Annotated in this window: 12 protein-coding genes and 1 pseudogene; 4 read left to right on the top strand and 9 right to left on the bottom strand. The window is 70.2% G+C overall.

The genetic code is table 11. The features are described 5' to 3' along the window. Positions 1-266 precede the first annotated feature (266 nt). On the top strand, positions 267-1277 hold the full coding sequence (locus tag ACIHFD_RS03705; RefSeq protein WP_397365409.1) for a polyprenyl synthetase family protein: 1011 nt from the start codon (positions 267-269) through the stop codon (positions 1275-1277). Between the two features lie 25 nt (positions 1278-1302). Here ACIHFD_RS03705 and ACIHFD_RS03710 read toward each other — a convergent pair whose 3' ends face one another. Then, the gene (locus ACIHFD_RS03710; protein ID WP_397365410.1) at positions 1303-2232 is read right to left on the bottom strand and encodes an aldo/keto reductase; all 930 of its coding nucleotides are present in this window, start codon (positions 2230-2232) and stop codon (positions 1303-1305) included. Between the two features lie 126 nt (positions 2233-2358). Here ACIHFD_RS03710 and ACIHFD_RS03715 point away from each other — a divergent pair, with 126 nt between their 5' ends. Beyond that, positions 2359-2904 (top strand): TetR/AcrR family transcriptional regulator, encoded by a 546-nt coding sequence (locus tag ACIHFD_RS03715; protein WP_350722143.1) that lies wholly within the window; start codon positions 2359-2361, stop codon positions 2902-2904. On the opposite strand, the gene ACIHFD_RS03720 is transcribed toward ACIHFD_RS03715, so the two are convergent. The 4 genes from ACIHFD_RS03720 to ACIHFD_RS03735 form a co-directional block, all read right to left on the bottom strand. Beyond that, a complete protein-coding gene (locus tag ACIHFD_RS03720) occupies positions 2842-4434 on the bottom strand; it encodes a wax ester/triacylglycerol synthase family O-acyltransferase (RefSeq protein ID WP_397365411.1) in 1593 nt (530 codons plus the stop codon). The genes ACIHFD_RS03715 and ACIHFD_RS03720 overlap by 63 nt on opposite strands. 143 nt (positions 4435-4577) lie before the next feature. Then, positions 4578-5624, bottom strand: coding sequence for a sulfite oxidase (locus tag ACIHFD_RS03725; protein WP_397365412.1), 1047 nt, complete (start codon positions 5622-5624; stop codon positions 4578-4580). Positions 5625-6234: 610 nt separating this feature from the next. After that, complete coding sequence (locus tag ACIHFD_RS03730) at positions 6235-7347, bottom strand: serine hydrolase domain-containing protein (protein ID WP_397365413.1); 1113 nt, start codon at positions 7345-7347, stop codon at positions 6235-6237. A gap of 302 nt (positions 7348-7649) precedes the next feature. Then, positions 7650-7823 (bottom strand): hypothetical protein, encoded by a 174-nt coding sequence (locus ACIHFD_RS03735; protein ID WP_397365414.1) that lies wholly within the window; start codon positions 7821-7823, stop codon positions 7650-7652. Positions 7824-8227: 404 nt separating this feature from the next. On the opposite strand from ACIHFD_RS03735, the gene ACIHFD_RS03740 reads away from it, so the two are divergent. After that, positions 8228-8848, top strand: a complete 621-nt coding sequence (locus tag ACIHFD_RS03740; protein ID WP_397365415.1) for an L-threonylcarbamoyladenylate synthase — start codon at positions 8228-8230, stop codon at positions 8846-8848. Between the two features lie 236 nt (positions 8849-9084). Next, the gene (locus tag ACIHFD_RS03745; RefSeq protein ID WP_397365416.1) at positions 9085-10125 is read left to right on the top strand and encodes a PP2C family protein-serine/threonine phosphatase; all 1041 of its coding nucleotides are present in this window, start codon (positions 9085-9087) and stop codon (positions 10123-10125) included. Between the two features lie 57 nt (positions 10126-10182). On the opposite strand, the gene ACIHFD_RS03750 is transcribed toward ACIHFD_RS03745, so the two are convergent. From ACIHFD_RS03750 to ACIHFD_RS03765, 4 genes and pseudogenes are all read right to left on the bottom strand, one after another. Next, entirely contained in the window at positions 10183-11409 is a 1227-nt protein-coding gene (locus tag ACIHFD_RS03750) for an RNA polymerase sigma factor (RefSeq protein WP_397365417.1), read from the bottom strand. Beyond that, positions 11409-11824, bottom strand: a pseudogene (locus ACIHFD_RS03755) (YciI family protein). The gene ACIHFD_RS03750 and the pseudogene ACIHFD_RS03755 overlap by 1 nt, the downstream one beginning before the upstream one ends. A gap of 199 nt (positions 11825-12023) precedes the next feature. Further along, on the bottom strand, positions 12024-13703 hold the full coding sequence (gene polX / locus ACIHFD_RS03760) for a DNA polymerase/3'-5' exonuclease PolX (RefSeq protein WP_350722131.1): 1680 nt from the start codon (positions 13701-13703) through the stop codon (positions 12024-12026). A 39-nt stretch (positions 13704-13742) separates the two neighbouring features. Continuing rightward, on the bottom strand, positions 13743-14711 hold the full coding sequence (locus ACIHFD_RS03765; protein WP_397365418.1) for an aldo/keto reductase: 969 nt from the start codon (positions 14709-14711) through the stop codon (positions 13743-13745). Between the last annotated feature and the right edge of the window lie 114 nt (positions 14712-14825).

The following is a 14825-nucleotide window of genomic DNA, read 5'->3' on the forward strand; positions in this document are numbered from 1 at the left end:
TCCCGGATCTAGGATGCGATCTCTGCAAGGCGGACATTTATCGCGAAAAAAGTGATTTATAATAAATTGTCCGATTTGTTGTTATTTGGGAGGGGGTGGCGGTTTGCCTGTCGCGCGGGGCGGCCTCCATCGCCACGAGTGCTTCCTCCATCGCGTACCGTGTCCGTCTCACGCCGTGGACATTTCCTGACAAATGTCAATCGATGGGTGGAGTATCACATGCTTGTGCATGTAGATTCAAGATCGTACCGGGGTAGGAGCACCGTTTGAATCTCAGCCATCCCTTGGGCGGCGGTGCTGTGGCCCGCTGCCGGGGTCTGCTCGAACCGGCTCTCCGCGAGGCTGTCTCGGTCCTGCATCCGGGGGGCGCCCGGATGGCCGCGTTCGCGCTGGGCTGGTCGGATGCCGACGGGAGGCCGCACCAAGGCGACGGTGGCAAGGGTGTGCGGCCCGCCATCGCGATGCTCAGCGCCGAGGCCGTGGGCGGCACCGCCGAGTCGGCCCTCCCGGCGGCGGTGGCGGTGGAGCTGGTGCACGCCTTCTCGCTGGCACACGACGACATCATCGACCACGACGAGCGGCGGCGGCACCGGGAGGCGCTCTGGAAGGCGTACGGGGTCGGGCCGGCGCTCCTGACCGGCGACGCCCTCCTGGCCCTGGCCGTCGGCCAGCTCGCCGGGCGGCCCGAGGCGATGACGTACCTGTCGAAGGCGCTGATCGAGCTCGTCAACGGGCAGACCGCGGACATGGCCTTCGAGAACCGGCCGTGGCGCGGGCCCAAGGCGGTCACGATCGCCGAATACACGGAGATGGTCGCGGGCAAGACGGGCGGCCTGCTGGCGGCCGCCGCGGCGGCGGGGGTGACCCTGGGCGGCGCTCCCGAGCTGGGCGACCTCATGTGGCAGACCGGGCGCGATCTGGGGGTGGCGTTCCAGATCGTCGACGACATGCTGGGCATCTGGGGCGAGCCACGCGTCACGGGCAAGCCCGTCTACTCCGACCTGCGGCGCGACAAGAAGACGTTCCCCGTCCTCGCGGCCCTCGCCGCCGACCACCCCGCCGCCCGCGAGCTCTCCGACCTGCTCGCGGAGGGGGTCTCGGACGAGGACTCCGTGCACCACGCCGCCCGCCTCGTCGAGGAGGCCGGCGGCCGGGCCGCCGCGCAGGCCCAGGCGGAGCGGTACGTCGCGGCGGCGGTGGCGGTGATGGACGAGCACCTGCCGGACGCCGCCGACCTGCGCGCCCTGTGCGTCTCCCTGGCGGACCGCGCCCGCTGACCGCAGGCACGGCCCGTCGGATGCGTCAGGCTTGGGAGGCCTCGTTCAGGAGGGCGAGCTCCTCCTCCGTCAGGGTCAGCTCGGCGGCCGCCAGCAACGGCTGGAGCTGCGTCACGTCCCGGGCGCTGGCGATCGGGGCCGTGATCGTCGGCTGGGCGGCGAGCCAGGCCAGCGCCACCGTGGCCGGGGCCACCTCCTGCTCGGCCGCCACCTTGAGCAGCGCCTCCAGCGCCCGGCGCCCGTGCTCCTTCTGCAGGTACTCGGCCGCCATCCCGGCCCGCGGGCTGTCGATGGTCACCCCGGGCGCGTACTTGCCGGTCAGGAAGCCGCGCGCCAGCCCGAAGTACGGCGTGCTGGACAGCCCCTCCCGGGCCACCACGTCCCGCAGCTCGCTCTCGTAGCCGCGCTCGACCAGGTTGTACTGCTGCTGCAGCGCCACATACCGGGTCAGCCCCTCGTCGCCGGAGGTCTTGAGGGCCTCGGCCAGCCGGTCCGCGCCGTAGTTGGACGCGCCGACGTACCGGATCTTGCCCTCGTGGACCAGCGCGTCGAACGTCGCCAGCGACTCCACCAGCGGCGTGTCGTGGTCGTCCACATGTGCCCAGTAGAGGTCGATGTAGTCGGTACGCAGCCGGCGCAACGAGTCCTCGACCGCCGTCCGGATCGTCGCGGGGGACAGCCCGGTCAGGCCCTCCAGCATGCCGACCTTGGTGGCGAGCACGAGCGAGTCGCGGTTGCGGCGCACGTGCATCCACTCGCCGATGATCATTTCTGACGTGGACTCGCCGGTCACCCAGTACGGGTAGACGTCGGCGGTGTCGATGAAGTTGCCGCCGCCCTCGACGTACGCGTCCAGGACGGCGAAAGAGGACTCCTTGTCGGCGGTCCAGCCGAAGACATTCGTACCGAGCGATATCGGGAAAACGGACAGCTCCGTGGTGCCTATCGATCTCATTCCGCCATTATCCGCACCTCCCTTGAGCAGGCCCGATGGCACCCCCTCGATCGGCGCCGGGTGGACACGGGTGTCTCGCTTCCGCGGGATGGCGGGGCGGTCGCGGGTGACGCTATGGTGCGAGCTGTGGTGATCGGTGACGCGCGCACGCGCATCCTGGACGCGGCCGAGGAACTGTTCGCGGGCGGCGGCTATGAGGCCACCCCGACCGCGGTCATCGCGCGGCTCGCGAAAGTGCCCAAAGGGCTGATCTTCCACTACTTCCCGCGCAAGATCGACGTCCTGGTGGCCCTGGTCGACGAGCGCACGCTGGTCGAGGAGGGGCGAGAGGTCGACGCCGTGCCGGGCGATCCGGCGCGGACCCTGTCCAAGCTCGCCCGCGGCCTGCCGCTGCGGGCCTCGCCGGCGATGCGGCGCATCCTGTTCAGGGAGGCCGACACGCACGGCTCGGTCAAGGAACGGCTCGGGCGGCTGAACGGCGAGCTGATCAGGCGCTCCAGGTTCGCGCTGGAGCTGGCGCTGCCCGGGGCGCGCGGGGACCTGGCCCGGCTGGAGGTGGCGGCGGCCACGTTCGCCGCCGTCCTGCTCTACCAGGAAAATCTCTGCCAGCTAACGGGCCACCAGATCGATCCCGACGCCGTCGCGGAACTCATCGCCCACTCGCTCGTCTAGCAACTCGTCCAGTGCCGTGCGCAGGTGGCCGAGCAGGCCCCACACGTCGTCCATCCGCTCGGGGCAGGCCACGATGCCGAAGTCGAGCATGCCGTCGTAGGAGAAGCAGGTGATGTTGAGGCCGCCGCTCACGTCGGTCAGCACGGACAGCGGGTAGTACGACAGCACCCGCCCGCCGCACAGATACAGCGGGAACTGCGGGCCCGGGACGTTGCTGATGATGAGGTTGATGGGCGGGAACGCCATGCCCGCCAGCCGGAAGATCGCCGGGGTGGCCAGGCTGGTGAGCGGGGCGGGCAGCACCGAGCACAGCTCGCTCAGCCAGGTCGCCGGGGCCAGCGCGAAACGCCGCTTGGCCCGGCCCATGACGGAGCCGACGGCCTGCAGCCGCTCCTTGGGGTCGGGGACGTTCGTGGGCATGGGGGCGACCATGGCCGAGATCTGGTTGCCGACCAGGTCCTTGGCCCCGGCCGTACGGATCGCCACGGGCACGGCGACGATCAGCGGCGCCTCCGGCAGCGCGTCGCGCTCGCGCAGCCATGACCGCAGGGCCGAGGTGCACAGGCTCATGACGATGTCGTTGACGCTCATGCCGTGGGCCTTGGCGACGTTCTTGACGTCCTTGAGCGACAGCGAGCCGAACGAGAGGTGGCGGCGGGCGCTGATCGGGCCGTTGAACAGGGTGCGGGGGACGGCGAGGCTGGGCAGCTCGGGGCGGTCGTGCCGGTCGCCGGCGACCAGCCGCGCGGCCTTGGCGATCAGCTTCGCGCCCGGGATGCCCGCCGCCAGCGGGATGGCGTCGAGGTCCTCGGCCGCCCTGACGACCGACTGGACGGCCCGCACGGGGTGGGTCGCCGTCCGCATGGCCGCCCCGGCCAGCATCGCGGCCAGCCCGGGAACGCCTTCCGGGGCGCGGGTGTCGTTTGTGGCGTGGACGGTGGCGGGTGTCGGGCGGGTGTCGTTCGCGACGTGAACGGCGATGGGCGTCGGACGGGGGCCGGAGCGGCGGGGGCGGTCGGCGCTCGCGGTCGGGATGTCGCGCCTCTCGAGGTGGCCGTCCGGGGTGAGATCGAGCAGGGTGGCGAGCGTCTCCGCGCCCGAGACGCCGTCGATGGCGGCGTGGTGGACCTTGGTGTAGACGGCCACCCGGCCGTCCACCAGCCCGTTGATCAGGTGCATCTCCCAGAGCGGGTGCGCCCGGTCCAGCCGCCGCGCGTGGATCTCCGCCACCGCGTCCGCGAGCTGCCAGTCGTCCCCCGGAGCGGGCAGCGTCAGCTCGAACAGGTGGTTGCCGAGGTCGAACGCGGGGTCCTCCGCCCAGTACGGATGGTCCAGCCCGAGCGGCACCGCGGCGAGCCGGAGGCTGAGCGCGGGTGACAGGTGCAGGCGTTCGAGGAGGAGCTCGGCCAGCGCGTCCCTGTTGACCGCGCCGTCGGCCGGGTCGAGGATCGCCAGCCCGGCCACGTGAGCGGCGGTGGTCGCGGTCTCGACATTGAGGAACTGGGCGTCGAGTGCGGTCAGCTGGCGCATCTGCTCTCCTTTTTCCCGTGATCTGTGCAGCGTCGCACGATGGGATTTCTGGAAGGTTTCCGCGCGAGTCTTTCAGATGAATTCAGGTGCGCCGCGCCAGCTTTTAGCGAATGTCCAGCTCAGCCTCGGTCGGTGACAATTACCTATCCATTGACCACGTCGACGGGGTGCCGTACGACCGCGTCGAAGTGGTACCCGAACGGATGACGCGGCGTGACCAGGGGTTGGGTGGCCCCGGTCTCGTCGGTGGCGCGTGCCATGAGCACGTACGCCCCCGTGCGCCGGGGAGCCCATGAAATGTGCCATGGCAGCCAGGCGCTGACCAGGTGCTGTCCGTGGTGCTCGGCCGGCCGCCAGCTCAGCCCGGCGTCGAAGCTGACCTCCACCCGGACGATCCTGCCCTGCCCCGACCATGACCGTCCGCGCACGATGTGCGGGCCGGAGCGGGGCAAGCGCGCATTCCAGGCGAGTTCGAACGCGCTCTTCACCGGCTGCGTCGTGACGTCCGGGTAAAAGACCGTGTTCCATGGCGTGAAGAGCTCTCTCGTTGAAACTTCTATTTCACCCAGCCATTTGATCGATGCTATTCCCACCCATCCCGGCACCACCAGCCGCACCGGAAATCCGTGGTCCGGCGGCAGGCGCTCGCCGTTCATTTCATAGGCGACGAGGACGTCGTCCATGGCCTTGTCGATCGGCAGCGGCCGGCGTACGTGCCCGTACCCCTCGAACGGCGCGTCCAGCCCCGTGGGCAGCACGTCCACCGCGCTCGGCAGCACCCCGGCCTGCTTGAGCAGGTACTTCAGCGGCACCCCGCGCCACCGCGCGACGCCGATCGCCCCGAGCCCCCACTGCGTGCCGGGCGCGGCCTCGTGCTGCTGCGTGCCGTAGAAGCGCCGCCCGTTCCCGGCGCACTCGATGGCCACGTCGAGCGTGCGGGACGGCATGGCCCGCAGCTCGTCGTAGCCGAACTCACGCGGACATCGAACGCCCGCCCCGTGCACCAGGAGGCGCCAGGTGGTGACGTCGATGATCGGCGTGGCGGTGTGGTTGCGCACGAAGAAGCGGCTGTTCGGAGTGTGGTAGCCCTGCCCCGACATGGCCTCCCACCGCATCTCCGCGCTCGCACCGTGCACCCTGAACAGGTGGTCGGGCAGCGGCTTCACGATCGTCGCCAGTGCTTGCTTCATGGACACCGCCTCCGTAAGAGCTATTTCCTACCTGTAAACCATTTAATCCCTTCACGCTGTCCTGTGGCGCCCCTCGTTGCCGAATTCTGTCCGACCGGTACGGGAACGTTCCACTCCTCCACCCCGCCCCTTACCCTCAGCCGCCCCTCCCACAACGAGCCCCGGCGCCGCTCCCACCAGCCCACACACCCGCCCGTTCGGACGCGTCCGTTTCGCACGCGTCCGCCCGCGCCCGCCCGCTCGGATCCGGCCACTCCGCATCCGCCCGGCTCGCGTCCCGCCGCCCCGCACCCACCGCCGCGCTGCTGGTCAGCTCGCATCCGGCTGTCCCGCATCCACAGGATCGCGTTCATCGCCCCCGCGTCCGGCCGTACCCGCGTCCGGCCGTCCCGCTGGGGTCGGAGGTGGCGAGGTGCGAGAGGCGGGGGCGGGTGTCGGCCGGCTGTGCTCTTCGGGCGGTGAGTCGCGCCTCCTCGTCGGCTGGATCGGGCTCGGCCGGATTCGGCTCGGGTGGATGGGGTGCGGTGTCGCCTGGGTCGGCGCCGACTCGGTGGGCTTCGGCTTCGCGGGGGCGCGTGTGCTCACCTGGGTGGCAAGCAGGCGGTCTGTCCTACTTGCCGGGGCAGAGGACGGCCTTCGCCGTCTGGTTGATGGCTCGGCCGATGGCGGCCGGGTCCTGGGTGCTGGTCGTGGTGGACGTCGCGAACTGGATGCGGCCGTCAGGGGAGCTGAAGGTGACGGAGGTGAAGCTGGCGGTGCCGCCCGCGATGACCCGCAGCTCCGGCTCGCCTCCGCACAGGGGCGGCTGGGAGGGGGCGTTCTCCGGCGGGTCGGTGAGCAGCTTCTGCAGGGCCGGCGGGAGGAGTTTGCCCTGGCCGAAGGCGCGGTAGAAGGCGCTGATGTCGCGCGAGGTGGAGATCACGCCTCCGGAGCCGTTCCCGTAGCTCGCGTTGAGCCGGTCCATGTCGTGCACCTGGCCTTGGTCGTCGGTGCTGTAGCCGTGCCCGTGCGGGCCCTCGATGCCCTGCGGCGGCTTGACCGCCAGGTACGTACGGCTCATCCCGAGCGGGACGAAGAGCCGGCGGGCGAACTCGGAGGCCAGCGAGCGGCCGGTCACCTTCTCGATGATCATGCCGAGCAGCGTGTAGTTGGAGTTGGAGTAGGAGAACTTCTCGCCCGGCTCCCCGGTACGCGGCTGGCTACGTGACTTCTTCACCAGGTCGATCGGCGGGTAATAGGTGGTGAAGTCGTATATGTCGACCAGATCGGGAGCGAACCAGTTCGGGATGCCGGATGTGTGCCGGATGAGCTGCCGCACCGTGATCTCGTTGGCCCGCTCCACGATGTCCTGGCTCGCCACCTCCGGCAGGAGATCGCTCAGCTTGTCCTCCAGCCCCAGCTTGCCCTCCTTGACCAGCTGGAGCGCCACCGTCCCCGTCAGCAGCTTGGTCTGCGACCCGATCCGGTAGCGGGAGCCGGCGGGGATGCGCCCGCCCTTGCCGTTGAGCAGCCGCGAACCCGCCGAGCCCTGGCCGACGCGCTTCCCGTCCACGTACACCTCCCCGATCGTCCCCACCACCCCGCTGGTCCGGGCGAGTGCGTCCAGGGCCTGCTGCACATTGGCTACCTCGGGGGTGGCGGCGGTCGCGGGCGTGGCGGCGGCGGCCAGCGTCAGCATCGCGCAGGCCAGACCGGCGAGGCGTGCCGTAATGGCGTGACTCATGGTGATGATCCCTTCGTGATGTGCGGGATCCTTTGTAGGGCGGGGGGTGTTTCCTGACCGTTTCCGCCGGGGGAGGGTGAGGGGTCATGGCCGGTACATGGTGGTGTGTCGTGGGCTGGCCTTCCCGCTCGACCTCGAGGCTGAGGAACCCACGGACAGTCGTTGGCGCTGGAGTCGCCACGCCGCCGGGGAACACGGAATATCACCATGCTGTAGCCGGCCTCGCCTGACGAATAACCTCTTGAGGTCTCGGCCCAGCGCCATGTCGGACATCCTCCAGGTGGACGCGCCTGCCACGGCCGCTAACGGGTGATCGCGGCGAAGACGGCGACGGACAGCGCGTAGCACAGCACGATCACGAGCGCTCCGGCGGCGCCGGCGAGGAACGAGCGGGGCACACCGGGGCGCCGCCATGCCGCGAAGGCCCTGTTGACGAGCGGCATCAGGACCCAGGTGAGGATGGCGACGCTCAGCACGTTGCCAATGAACAGGACGAGGTAGGGGGCAGGCGCGCGCCGGTCAGCACCCGGCTCACCGTCAGGTTCAGCTCTGCCGGACGCCCAGGCGGGGTGGACGGCGGGCTCGTCCAGGCGTGCGAGTGCCGCGGTGGCGCGCTCGCGGAACTCGGAGACGAGGACATCGCGGACCAGGTTACGGGCCGTCGCGCAGGGCGTGGGTGCGTGGCCGCTGGGCTGGGAGCCCCCACGAGATGAGCCTCGAACCCCTCATCCCGACCCCCGGCACGGCCCATGGAACCCGGGGACTGGCCCTCCTCGCCGACGTCAGCCACCTGAATCAGGAGACGCTGCCGGGCGGCGAGACCGTACCACTCTGGGGTCGCCTGTCATGCCACGGTTTGCCGGACCCTAGGATCCGAGGCGTGGCCAGATACTTCGATCTTCATCCGGACAACCCCCAGCCTCGCCTGATCAGCCAGATCGTCGAGATCCTGCGGGCGGACGGGCTCATCGCCTACCCCACCGACTCGTGTTATGCCCTCGGATGCCGACCGGGCAACAAGGAGGGCCTCGACCGGATCAGGGAGATCCGCGGCCTTGGCAGCGACCACCACTTCACCCTGATATGCCGCGACTTCGCCCAATTCGGCCAGTTCGTTCACCTGAGCAATGCCCTGTTCCGCCAGGTCAAGGCGGCGACTCCCGGCGGTTACACGTTCATCCTTCCCGCGACCAAGGAGGTGCCGCGGAGACTGCTGCATCCCCGGAAGAAGACGGTCGGCGTCCGCATCCCAGATCACGTCGTCACCCAGGCGCTGCTGGCCGAGCTCGGCGAGCCGCTGGTGTCCAGCACCCTGCTGCTGCCCGACGAGACCGAACCTTCGACGCAGGGCTGGGAGATCAAGGAGCGGCTCGACCACGTGGTGGACGCGGTCATCGACTCTGGCGAATGCGGCGCCACTCCGACGACCGTCGTCGACTTCTCGCAGGGGGAACCCGAGATTCTCCGCCGGGGCACGGGAGACACGTCCCTGTTCGAATAGGCGACGACCGCGATCTCCAGGCCGGCTCCCAGGGTGCCCTGGGAGTGTCGCCTCGACAGGCGATTCGACATTCACTAGAAAAGGATCAGATCTGGCACCTGAGGGAATGGCGTGCAGGGACCACCAGAGGACGTCATGCGGCCTTCCCCCACAGGTCGATCGGCTGCGGGATCGGGGCGCGGATGAACCCACTCTCCACGAGGTTGCCCCGGTACGTCTCCTTCATACCGGCCGCCATGATCGTCATCGGCTCCGTCTTCAACCTGCTGTCCCCGCGCTACTACTGGGGCGACTACCTGCTGGGCGCCGCGGTCGTGGTGGCAGGGGCGCTGCTGTCGCGACGGCACACGATCGTGGTCGCGGCGGCCGTCGTCCTGGTCCAGCTGGTGTTGTTGATCAAGGATGGCTACTTCGGTCATGCCGTCGGCACACTCTCCTTGATCAGCGCGGTGTTCACCGCGCTCATAGGCCTCGGGGTGAACCGCGTGGTCGCCGGCCACAGCCGCCGGCTGCAAGTGGTGCGTTCCGTCGCCGAGGCCGTCCAGCGCGCCGTGCTGCCCGCACCACCGGCGCGGGTAGGTCCGCTGGCCATCGCCGCGGTCTACAAGGCCGCGCAGATCGAGGCCTTGATCGGCGGAGACGCCTACGCCGTCCAAGACACGCCGTACGGCACCCGATTGCTGATCGCGGATGTGCGAGGCAAGGGCCTGGACGCGGTCGGCACGGTGGCCGTCCTGCTCGGCACGTTCCGAGAGGCGGCAGACCAGGAAGCCGACCTCGGGATGCTGGCCGAGCGCATGGAGCGCGCACTGATCAAGGAAGCCTCCTCGCGCGAGGAGAACGTCCGGATGGAGGGGTTCGTCACCGCGGTGCTCGGCGAGATCACCTCGGACGCGGACCGGGTACGGCTGCTGAACTGCGGCCACCCCTCGCCGTTCCTCCTTCAGGGTGACACGGTGTCCTGCCTGGATCCCGCGGAGCCGAGCCTTCCCCTGGGCATGAGCCGCCTGGGCGTACCGCGGGCACGACCCGACCACTGGCCCTTCCCCACCGGGAGCACGCTCCTGCTCGTCACCGATGGGGTGACGGAGGCCCGAGGCCGTTCCGGGACGTTCTACGACCCGGTGAGCCGGCTCGCCGGCCGGGGCCCGTTCCGGCAGCCGGAGGAGGTGGTCGAGGTGCTGGTACGAGATGTCGAGCGCTGGATCGGCGGTCCGCGCGATGACGACATGGCGATTCTGGCGATCACCCGGCGTGCTGGTGAACCGGCCCCGTGAATCCGCTCACCACAGCAACAACAAGGCGCGGCATCAGTACAGTACGAGCCGGAGAAGTCAGCCCAGCGTGGCCGCCTTGCGCAGCAGCACGGAGCGTTCGCGCTGGTTGGCGCACAGCCGGGCCGCCAGCTCCAGCTCGGCGCGCGCTTCCGGTCGCCGGCCGAGTCGGGCCAGCAGCTCACCGCGTACGGTCGGGATCAGATGCGAACCGGGGAGCCGGTCCGAGGCGACCAGTTCGTCCACGATGGCCAGGGCTTGCGCCGGGCCCGAGGCCATGGCGACGGCGACGGCCCGGTTGAGTTCGACCACCGGCGAGGGTGCGACCCGGCCGAGTGCCTCGTAGAGCACCACGATCCGGTCCCAGTCGGTCGCCTCGACCGAGGGCGCCGACGCGTGGGTGGCGGCGATCGCGGCCTGCAGGCCGTAGGGGCCGAGGCCGTGAGTCGATGCCTTGGCCAGCGCGGCCAGTCCACGGCGGATCGCCGAGAAGTCCCACAGCCGCCGGTCCTGCTCGTCGAGCAGGATCGGGGAACCGTCCGGGGCGGTCCGGGCCGGGAAACGCGCGGCCGTCAGCTCGCACAACGCCAGCAGGCCGTGCACCTCCGGCTCGTCCGGCTGCAGCGCGACCAGCGTGCGGGCCAGCCGGATGGCCTCGTACGCGACGTCGGGGCGCAGCAGCCGGTCGCCCGACGTGGCCGTCGACCCCTCGGTGAAGATCACGTAGAGGACGCTGAGCACGCCGCCCAGCCGCTCCCGGCGCTCGGCGGCCGGCGGCAGCTCGAACGGCACCCCGGCCGCCGCGATCGTCTTCTTGCCCCGGGTGATGCGGGCCTGCACGGTCGGCACGGGTACGAGGAACGCGCGGGCGATCTCCTCGCTGGACAGGCCGGCGACCACGCGCAGGGTCAGCGCCACCCGGGCCTCGGGGGAGAGCACCGGGTGGCAGCTGACGAACATCAGCGCCAGCACGTCGTCATCGATCTTGTCGGGATCGATTTCTTCGTCAACCGCCGAGCCGACCGCCAAGTCGGCCGACAGCAGGGCGTATCGGTCCTGGAGGGCGGTCCGGCGGCGGATCGCGTCGATCGCCCGCCGCCGGGCCGTGGCCATCAGCCAGCCGGCCGGATTCGCCGGAGAGTCGAGCGGCCACGACACCAGCGCCTCGGCCACCGCCTCCTGGGCAGCGTCCTCGGCCAGCCCGAAATCGCCGGTGAACCGGGTCAGCGCGGCGACGATCCGCGCTGACTCGATCCGCCAGACGGCCTCGACATCGGCCGTACTCATCAGATCTGCCCGTTGCGCTCGCGCCCGGCCCAGTCCTTGATGATCACGCGTCGACCTGCGGGACCTCGTCGCTCCCGGGCACCCGCCGGACCTCGATCTTGGACCCGGGGGCCGCCGGGACCCGCTTGGCCCACTCGACCGCCTCCTGCTTCGAGGCGACATCGAGCAGGAAGAAGCCCCCGAACAGCTCCTTGGTCTCGCCGTACGGCCCGTCCGTGACCACCGGGGTCTCACCGCTGAAGTCGACCACGACGCCCTGGCCCGGATCGTCCAGCCCTTCCGCCGCGAGGAGAACGCCGGCCTTGACCATCTCCTCGATGAACTGGCGGGTCGTGGCCATCATCTCGTCGATGTTCGCCATCATGGCCGCGTTCGACTCGTCGGTGCCCCGCATGATCAGCAGGTACTTCGGCATCGCGTTCTCCTCGTCCGGCGGGGCCGCGTCTCGGCCCTCGCACCCACACGTCGAACGAGCGGCCCGCGGATCGACACGGCCGTGGAATCTTTAGGGCTCGCGTTCGGCGCGCCAGCCGTCCGCGCCGCGAGGCCGCCCCCGCCCGAAAGCCGCCCGCGCCGTAACGCCGCCCCCCGCTCGGCCGAGGGCGGCGTGGCGGTCAGCGGCCGAGGAATGTCAGGAGCCGGTCCAGGGGCCAGGTGTTGATGACGTCGTCCGTGGTCAGCCACGCCCGCTGCGCGAGCCCCACCCCGAACCGCTGGTTGGCCAGGTGCGGGATCGCGTGCGAGTCGCTGTCGATCGAGAACTTCACCCCGTGGTGCTTGGCCAGCCGCACCAGGTCCGACGGCAGATCGGACCGGTCGGGGAAGGAGTCGATCTCCATGGCGGTCCCGGTGCGGGCGGCCACCCGGAAGATCGCGTCCCAGTCGGCGTCCACGGGCGGACGCTTGCCGATCTTGCGGGTCGTCGGGTGCCCGATGATGTCCACGTACGGGTTTTCGCAGGCGGCGATGAAACGCCGGGTCATCTCGTCGCGCGACATCCCGAAATGCGAGTGCACCGACGCCACGCACACGTCGAACCCGGCCAGCACCTCCCCGGGCCAGTCGACCGACCCGTCGGGAGCGATGTTGAGCTCCGTGCCGTGCAGGATCCGCATGTCGGGATATTTCCGTTGGAGCTCGGCCACCTGCCCCCGCTGCTCCAGCGCCTTGTCCAGCGTCATCCGCTGCATCGCCAGGTCGGGGGCGTGGTCGGTGACCGCGTAGTAGGCGTAGCCGCGGGCGTGCCCGGCCGCCACCATGTCCTCCAGCGAGGCGATGCCGTCGGTCAGGTTGGTGTGGGTGTGCAGGTCGCCCTTCAGGTCGCCCAGCTCCACCAGCTCCGGCAGCTCGCCGCGCAGGGCCGCCTTGACCTCGCCGCCGTCCTCGCGCATCGGCGGCGGCACGTACTGCATGCCGAGCGCGGCGTAGATGTCCTCCTCCGAGGCGGCGGCGATCACCCGCTCACCCTCGAACAGCCCGTACTCCGACAGCTTCCAGCCCTTCTTCACCGCCATCTCCCGGATGGCGACGTTGTGCTCCTTGGAGCCCGTGAAGTACTGCATCGCCGCGCCCCACGACTCGGCGGGCACCACCCGCAGGTCGACCTGGATGCCCGACGTCGTGCGGATCGAGGTCTTCTTGTCGCCCGCCGCGATGATCTCGGCGACGTAGGGCTGGGCGCGGAAGGCGGTCATGATGGACTCGGGCGCGACCGCCAGGATGTCGATGTCGCCGATGGTGTCCTTCATCCGCCGCAGCGAGCCCGCGTACGCGATGCGCTCGGCCTCCAGCGAGGCCATCACCTGCTCGGCCAGCGACATGGCGACCCCGACGTGGACGCGGCGGCCGGACTGCTCGAGCTGCTCGATGCCCTTGAGCAGGTTTGCCAGCGTCTTGGGGCCGAGGCCCTTGACGCCGTCGAGGCGGCCGGAGGTGATCGCCTCGCGCAGGGCCACCGTGGAGTCGATGCCGTAGTCCTCGAACAGCATGATCGCCGTCTTGGGCCCCAGCGTCGGCACCCGCGTCAGCGCGCGCACGCCGTCGGGCACCCGGCCGCGCAGGTCGTCGAGCTGCCGGAAGCTCCCGCGCTGCAGGAACTCCTCCATCTTCTTGGCGATCGCCTCGCCCACCCCGGGGACGCTGCGCACGTCGACCACCGAGATGTCCTCGGGGAACCCCGCGATGGCCTTGGCCGCCTTCTGGTAGCTCCGCACCCGGAAGGCGTCGCCGCCGCAGAGCGCGAACAGCTCCGCGTACTCCTGCAGCGCCGACGCCGCCTCCTCATTTGCCCGCATGGCACAACCCTAAAGGTCGGCCCCGACAATCCAGGACCGTCAGAAGCGCACCTCACGGGGGCGGTACGGCTCACCGAGGTGGGCCAGCTCCGCCTCCGAGAGCGACACCGACGCGGCCGCCACCGCGTCGTCCACGTGCCGGTCCTTCGTGGCCCCCACGATGGGCGCGGTCACGGCCGGCTGGTGGAGCAGCCAGGCCAGCGCCACCTGGGCGGCCGGCAGGCCGCGCTCGCCGGCCACGTGCGCCACCCGGTCGAGGATCGTCTTGTCGTTCTCCGGGTCGTACAGGAAGTCGATGCGCCCGTCCGACCCGGTCCGGGCGGTCGTCGCGGACGAGCCGGCCCTGGCCAGCACGCCGCGCGCCAGCGGGCTCCACGGAATCACGCCCACGCCCTGGTCGGCGCAGAGCGGCAGCATCTCCCGCTCCTCCTCCCGGTAGAGGAGGTTGTAGTGGTTCTGCATCGAGACGAACTTCGTCCAGCCGTTCTTCTCCGCCACGTGCTGCGCCTTGGAGAACTGCCAGGCCCACATGCTCGACGCGCCGATGTAGCGGGCCTTGCCCGCCTTGACCACGTCGTGCAGCGCCTCCATGGTCTCCTCGATGGGCGTCTCGTCGTCCCACCGGTGGATCTGGTACAGGTCCACGTAGTCGGTGCCGAGCCGATCGAGCGAGGCGTCAATGGCCGCGTGGATGTGCTTGCGCGACAGGCCCTGGTCGTTGGCGCCCTTGCCCATGGGGAAGTAGACCTTGGTGGCCAGCACGTAGTCCTCGCGACGGCGGAAGATCGCGCGCAGCGCCTCGCCGGTCACGGTCTCGCTCGCACCCTGGCTGTAGACGTCCGCCGTGTCGAAAAAGGTCACGCCCGCGTCGGCTGCCCTGCGGATGATCGGCTCGGCCTCGTCGCGCGCCAGAGCCCACTCCTGCCTGGCGGGGTCGCCGTAGCTCATCATGCCCAGGCAGATCCTCGAAACTTTCAAGCCGGTGTTGCCAAGTCGGGTGTAATCCATAGGCCCACCATAGGGGCGGCATTGCGGTGGTCTGCGGGCAGGCTGGACGGTGACGAGGGGCAGGAGCCGGATTGGTCTGGTTAACCGGCGGTCCGACGGGAAGTCATGGGTGGC

The organism is Nonomuraea sp. NPDC051941 (genome assembly GCF_044593615.1).

What these genes read in the sequence shown, in the direction of transcription:
- ACIHFD_RS03710 (WP_397365410.1), bottom strand. Translation starts at nt 2,232, where the DNA reads ATGAGATCGATAGGCACCACGGAGCTGTCCGTTTTCCCGATATCGCTC.
- ACIHFD_RS03720 (WP_397365411.1), bottom strand. Translation starts at nt 4,434, where the DNA reads ATGCGCCAGCTGACCGCACTCGACGCCCAGTTCCTCAATGTCGAGACC.
- ACIHFD_RS03725 (WP_397365412.1), bottom strand. Translation starts at nt 5,624, where the DNA reads ATGAAGCAAGCACTGGCGACGATCGTGAAGCCGCTGCCCGACCACCTG.
- ACIHFD_RS03730 (WP_397365413.1), bottom strand. Translation starts at nt 7,347, where the DNA reads ATGAGTCACGCCATTACGGCACGCCTCGCCGGTCTGGCCTGCGCGATG.
- ACIHFD_RS03745 (WP_397365416.1), top strand. Translation starts at nt 9,085, where the DNA reads ATGATCGTCATCGGCTCCGTCTTCAACCTGCTGTCCCCGCGCTACTAC.
- ACIHFD_RS03750 (WP_397365417.1), bottom strand. Translation starts at nt 11,409, where the DNA reads ATGAGTACGGCCGATGTCGAGGCCGTCTGGCGGATCGAGTCAGCGCGG.
- polX (WP_350722131.1), bottom strand. Translation starts at nt 13,703, where the DNA reads ATGCGGGCAAATGAGGAGGCGGCGTCGGCGCTGCAGGAGTACGCGGAG.
- ACIHFD_RS03765 (WP_397365418.1), bottom strand. Translation starts at nt 14,711, where the DNA reads ATGGATTACACCCGACTTGGCAACACCGGCTTGAAAGTTTCGAGGATC.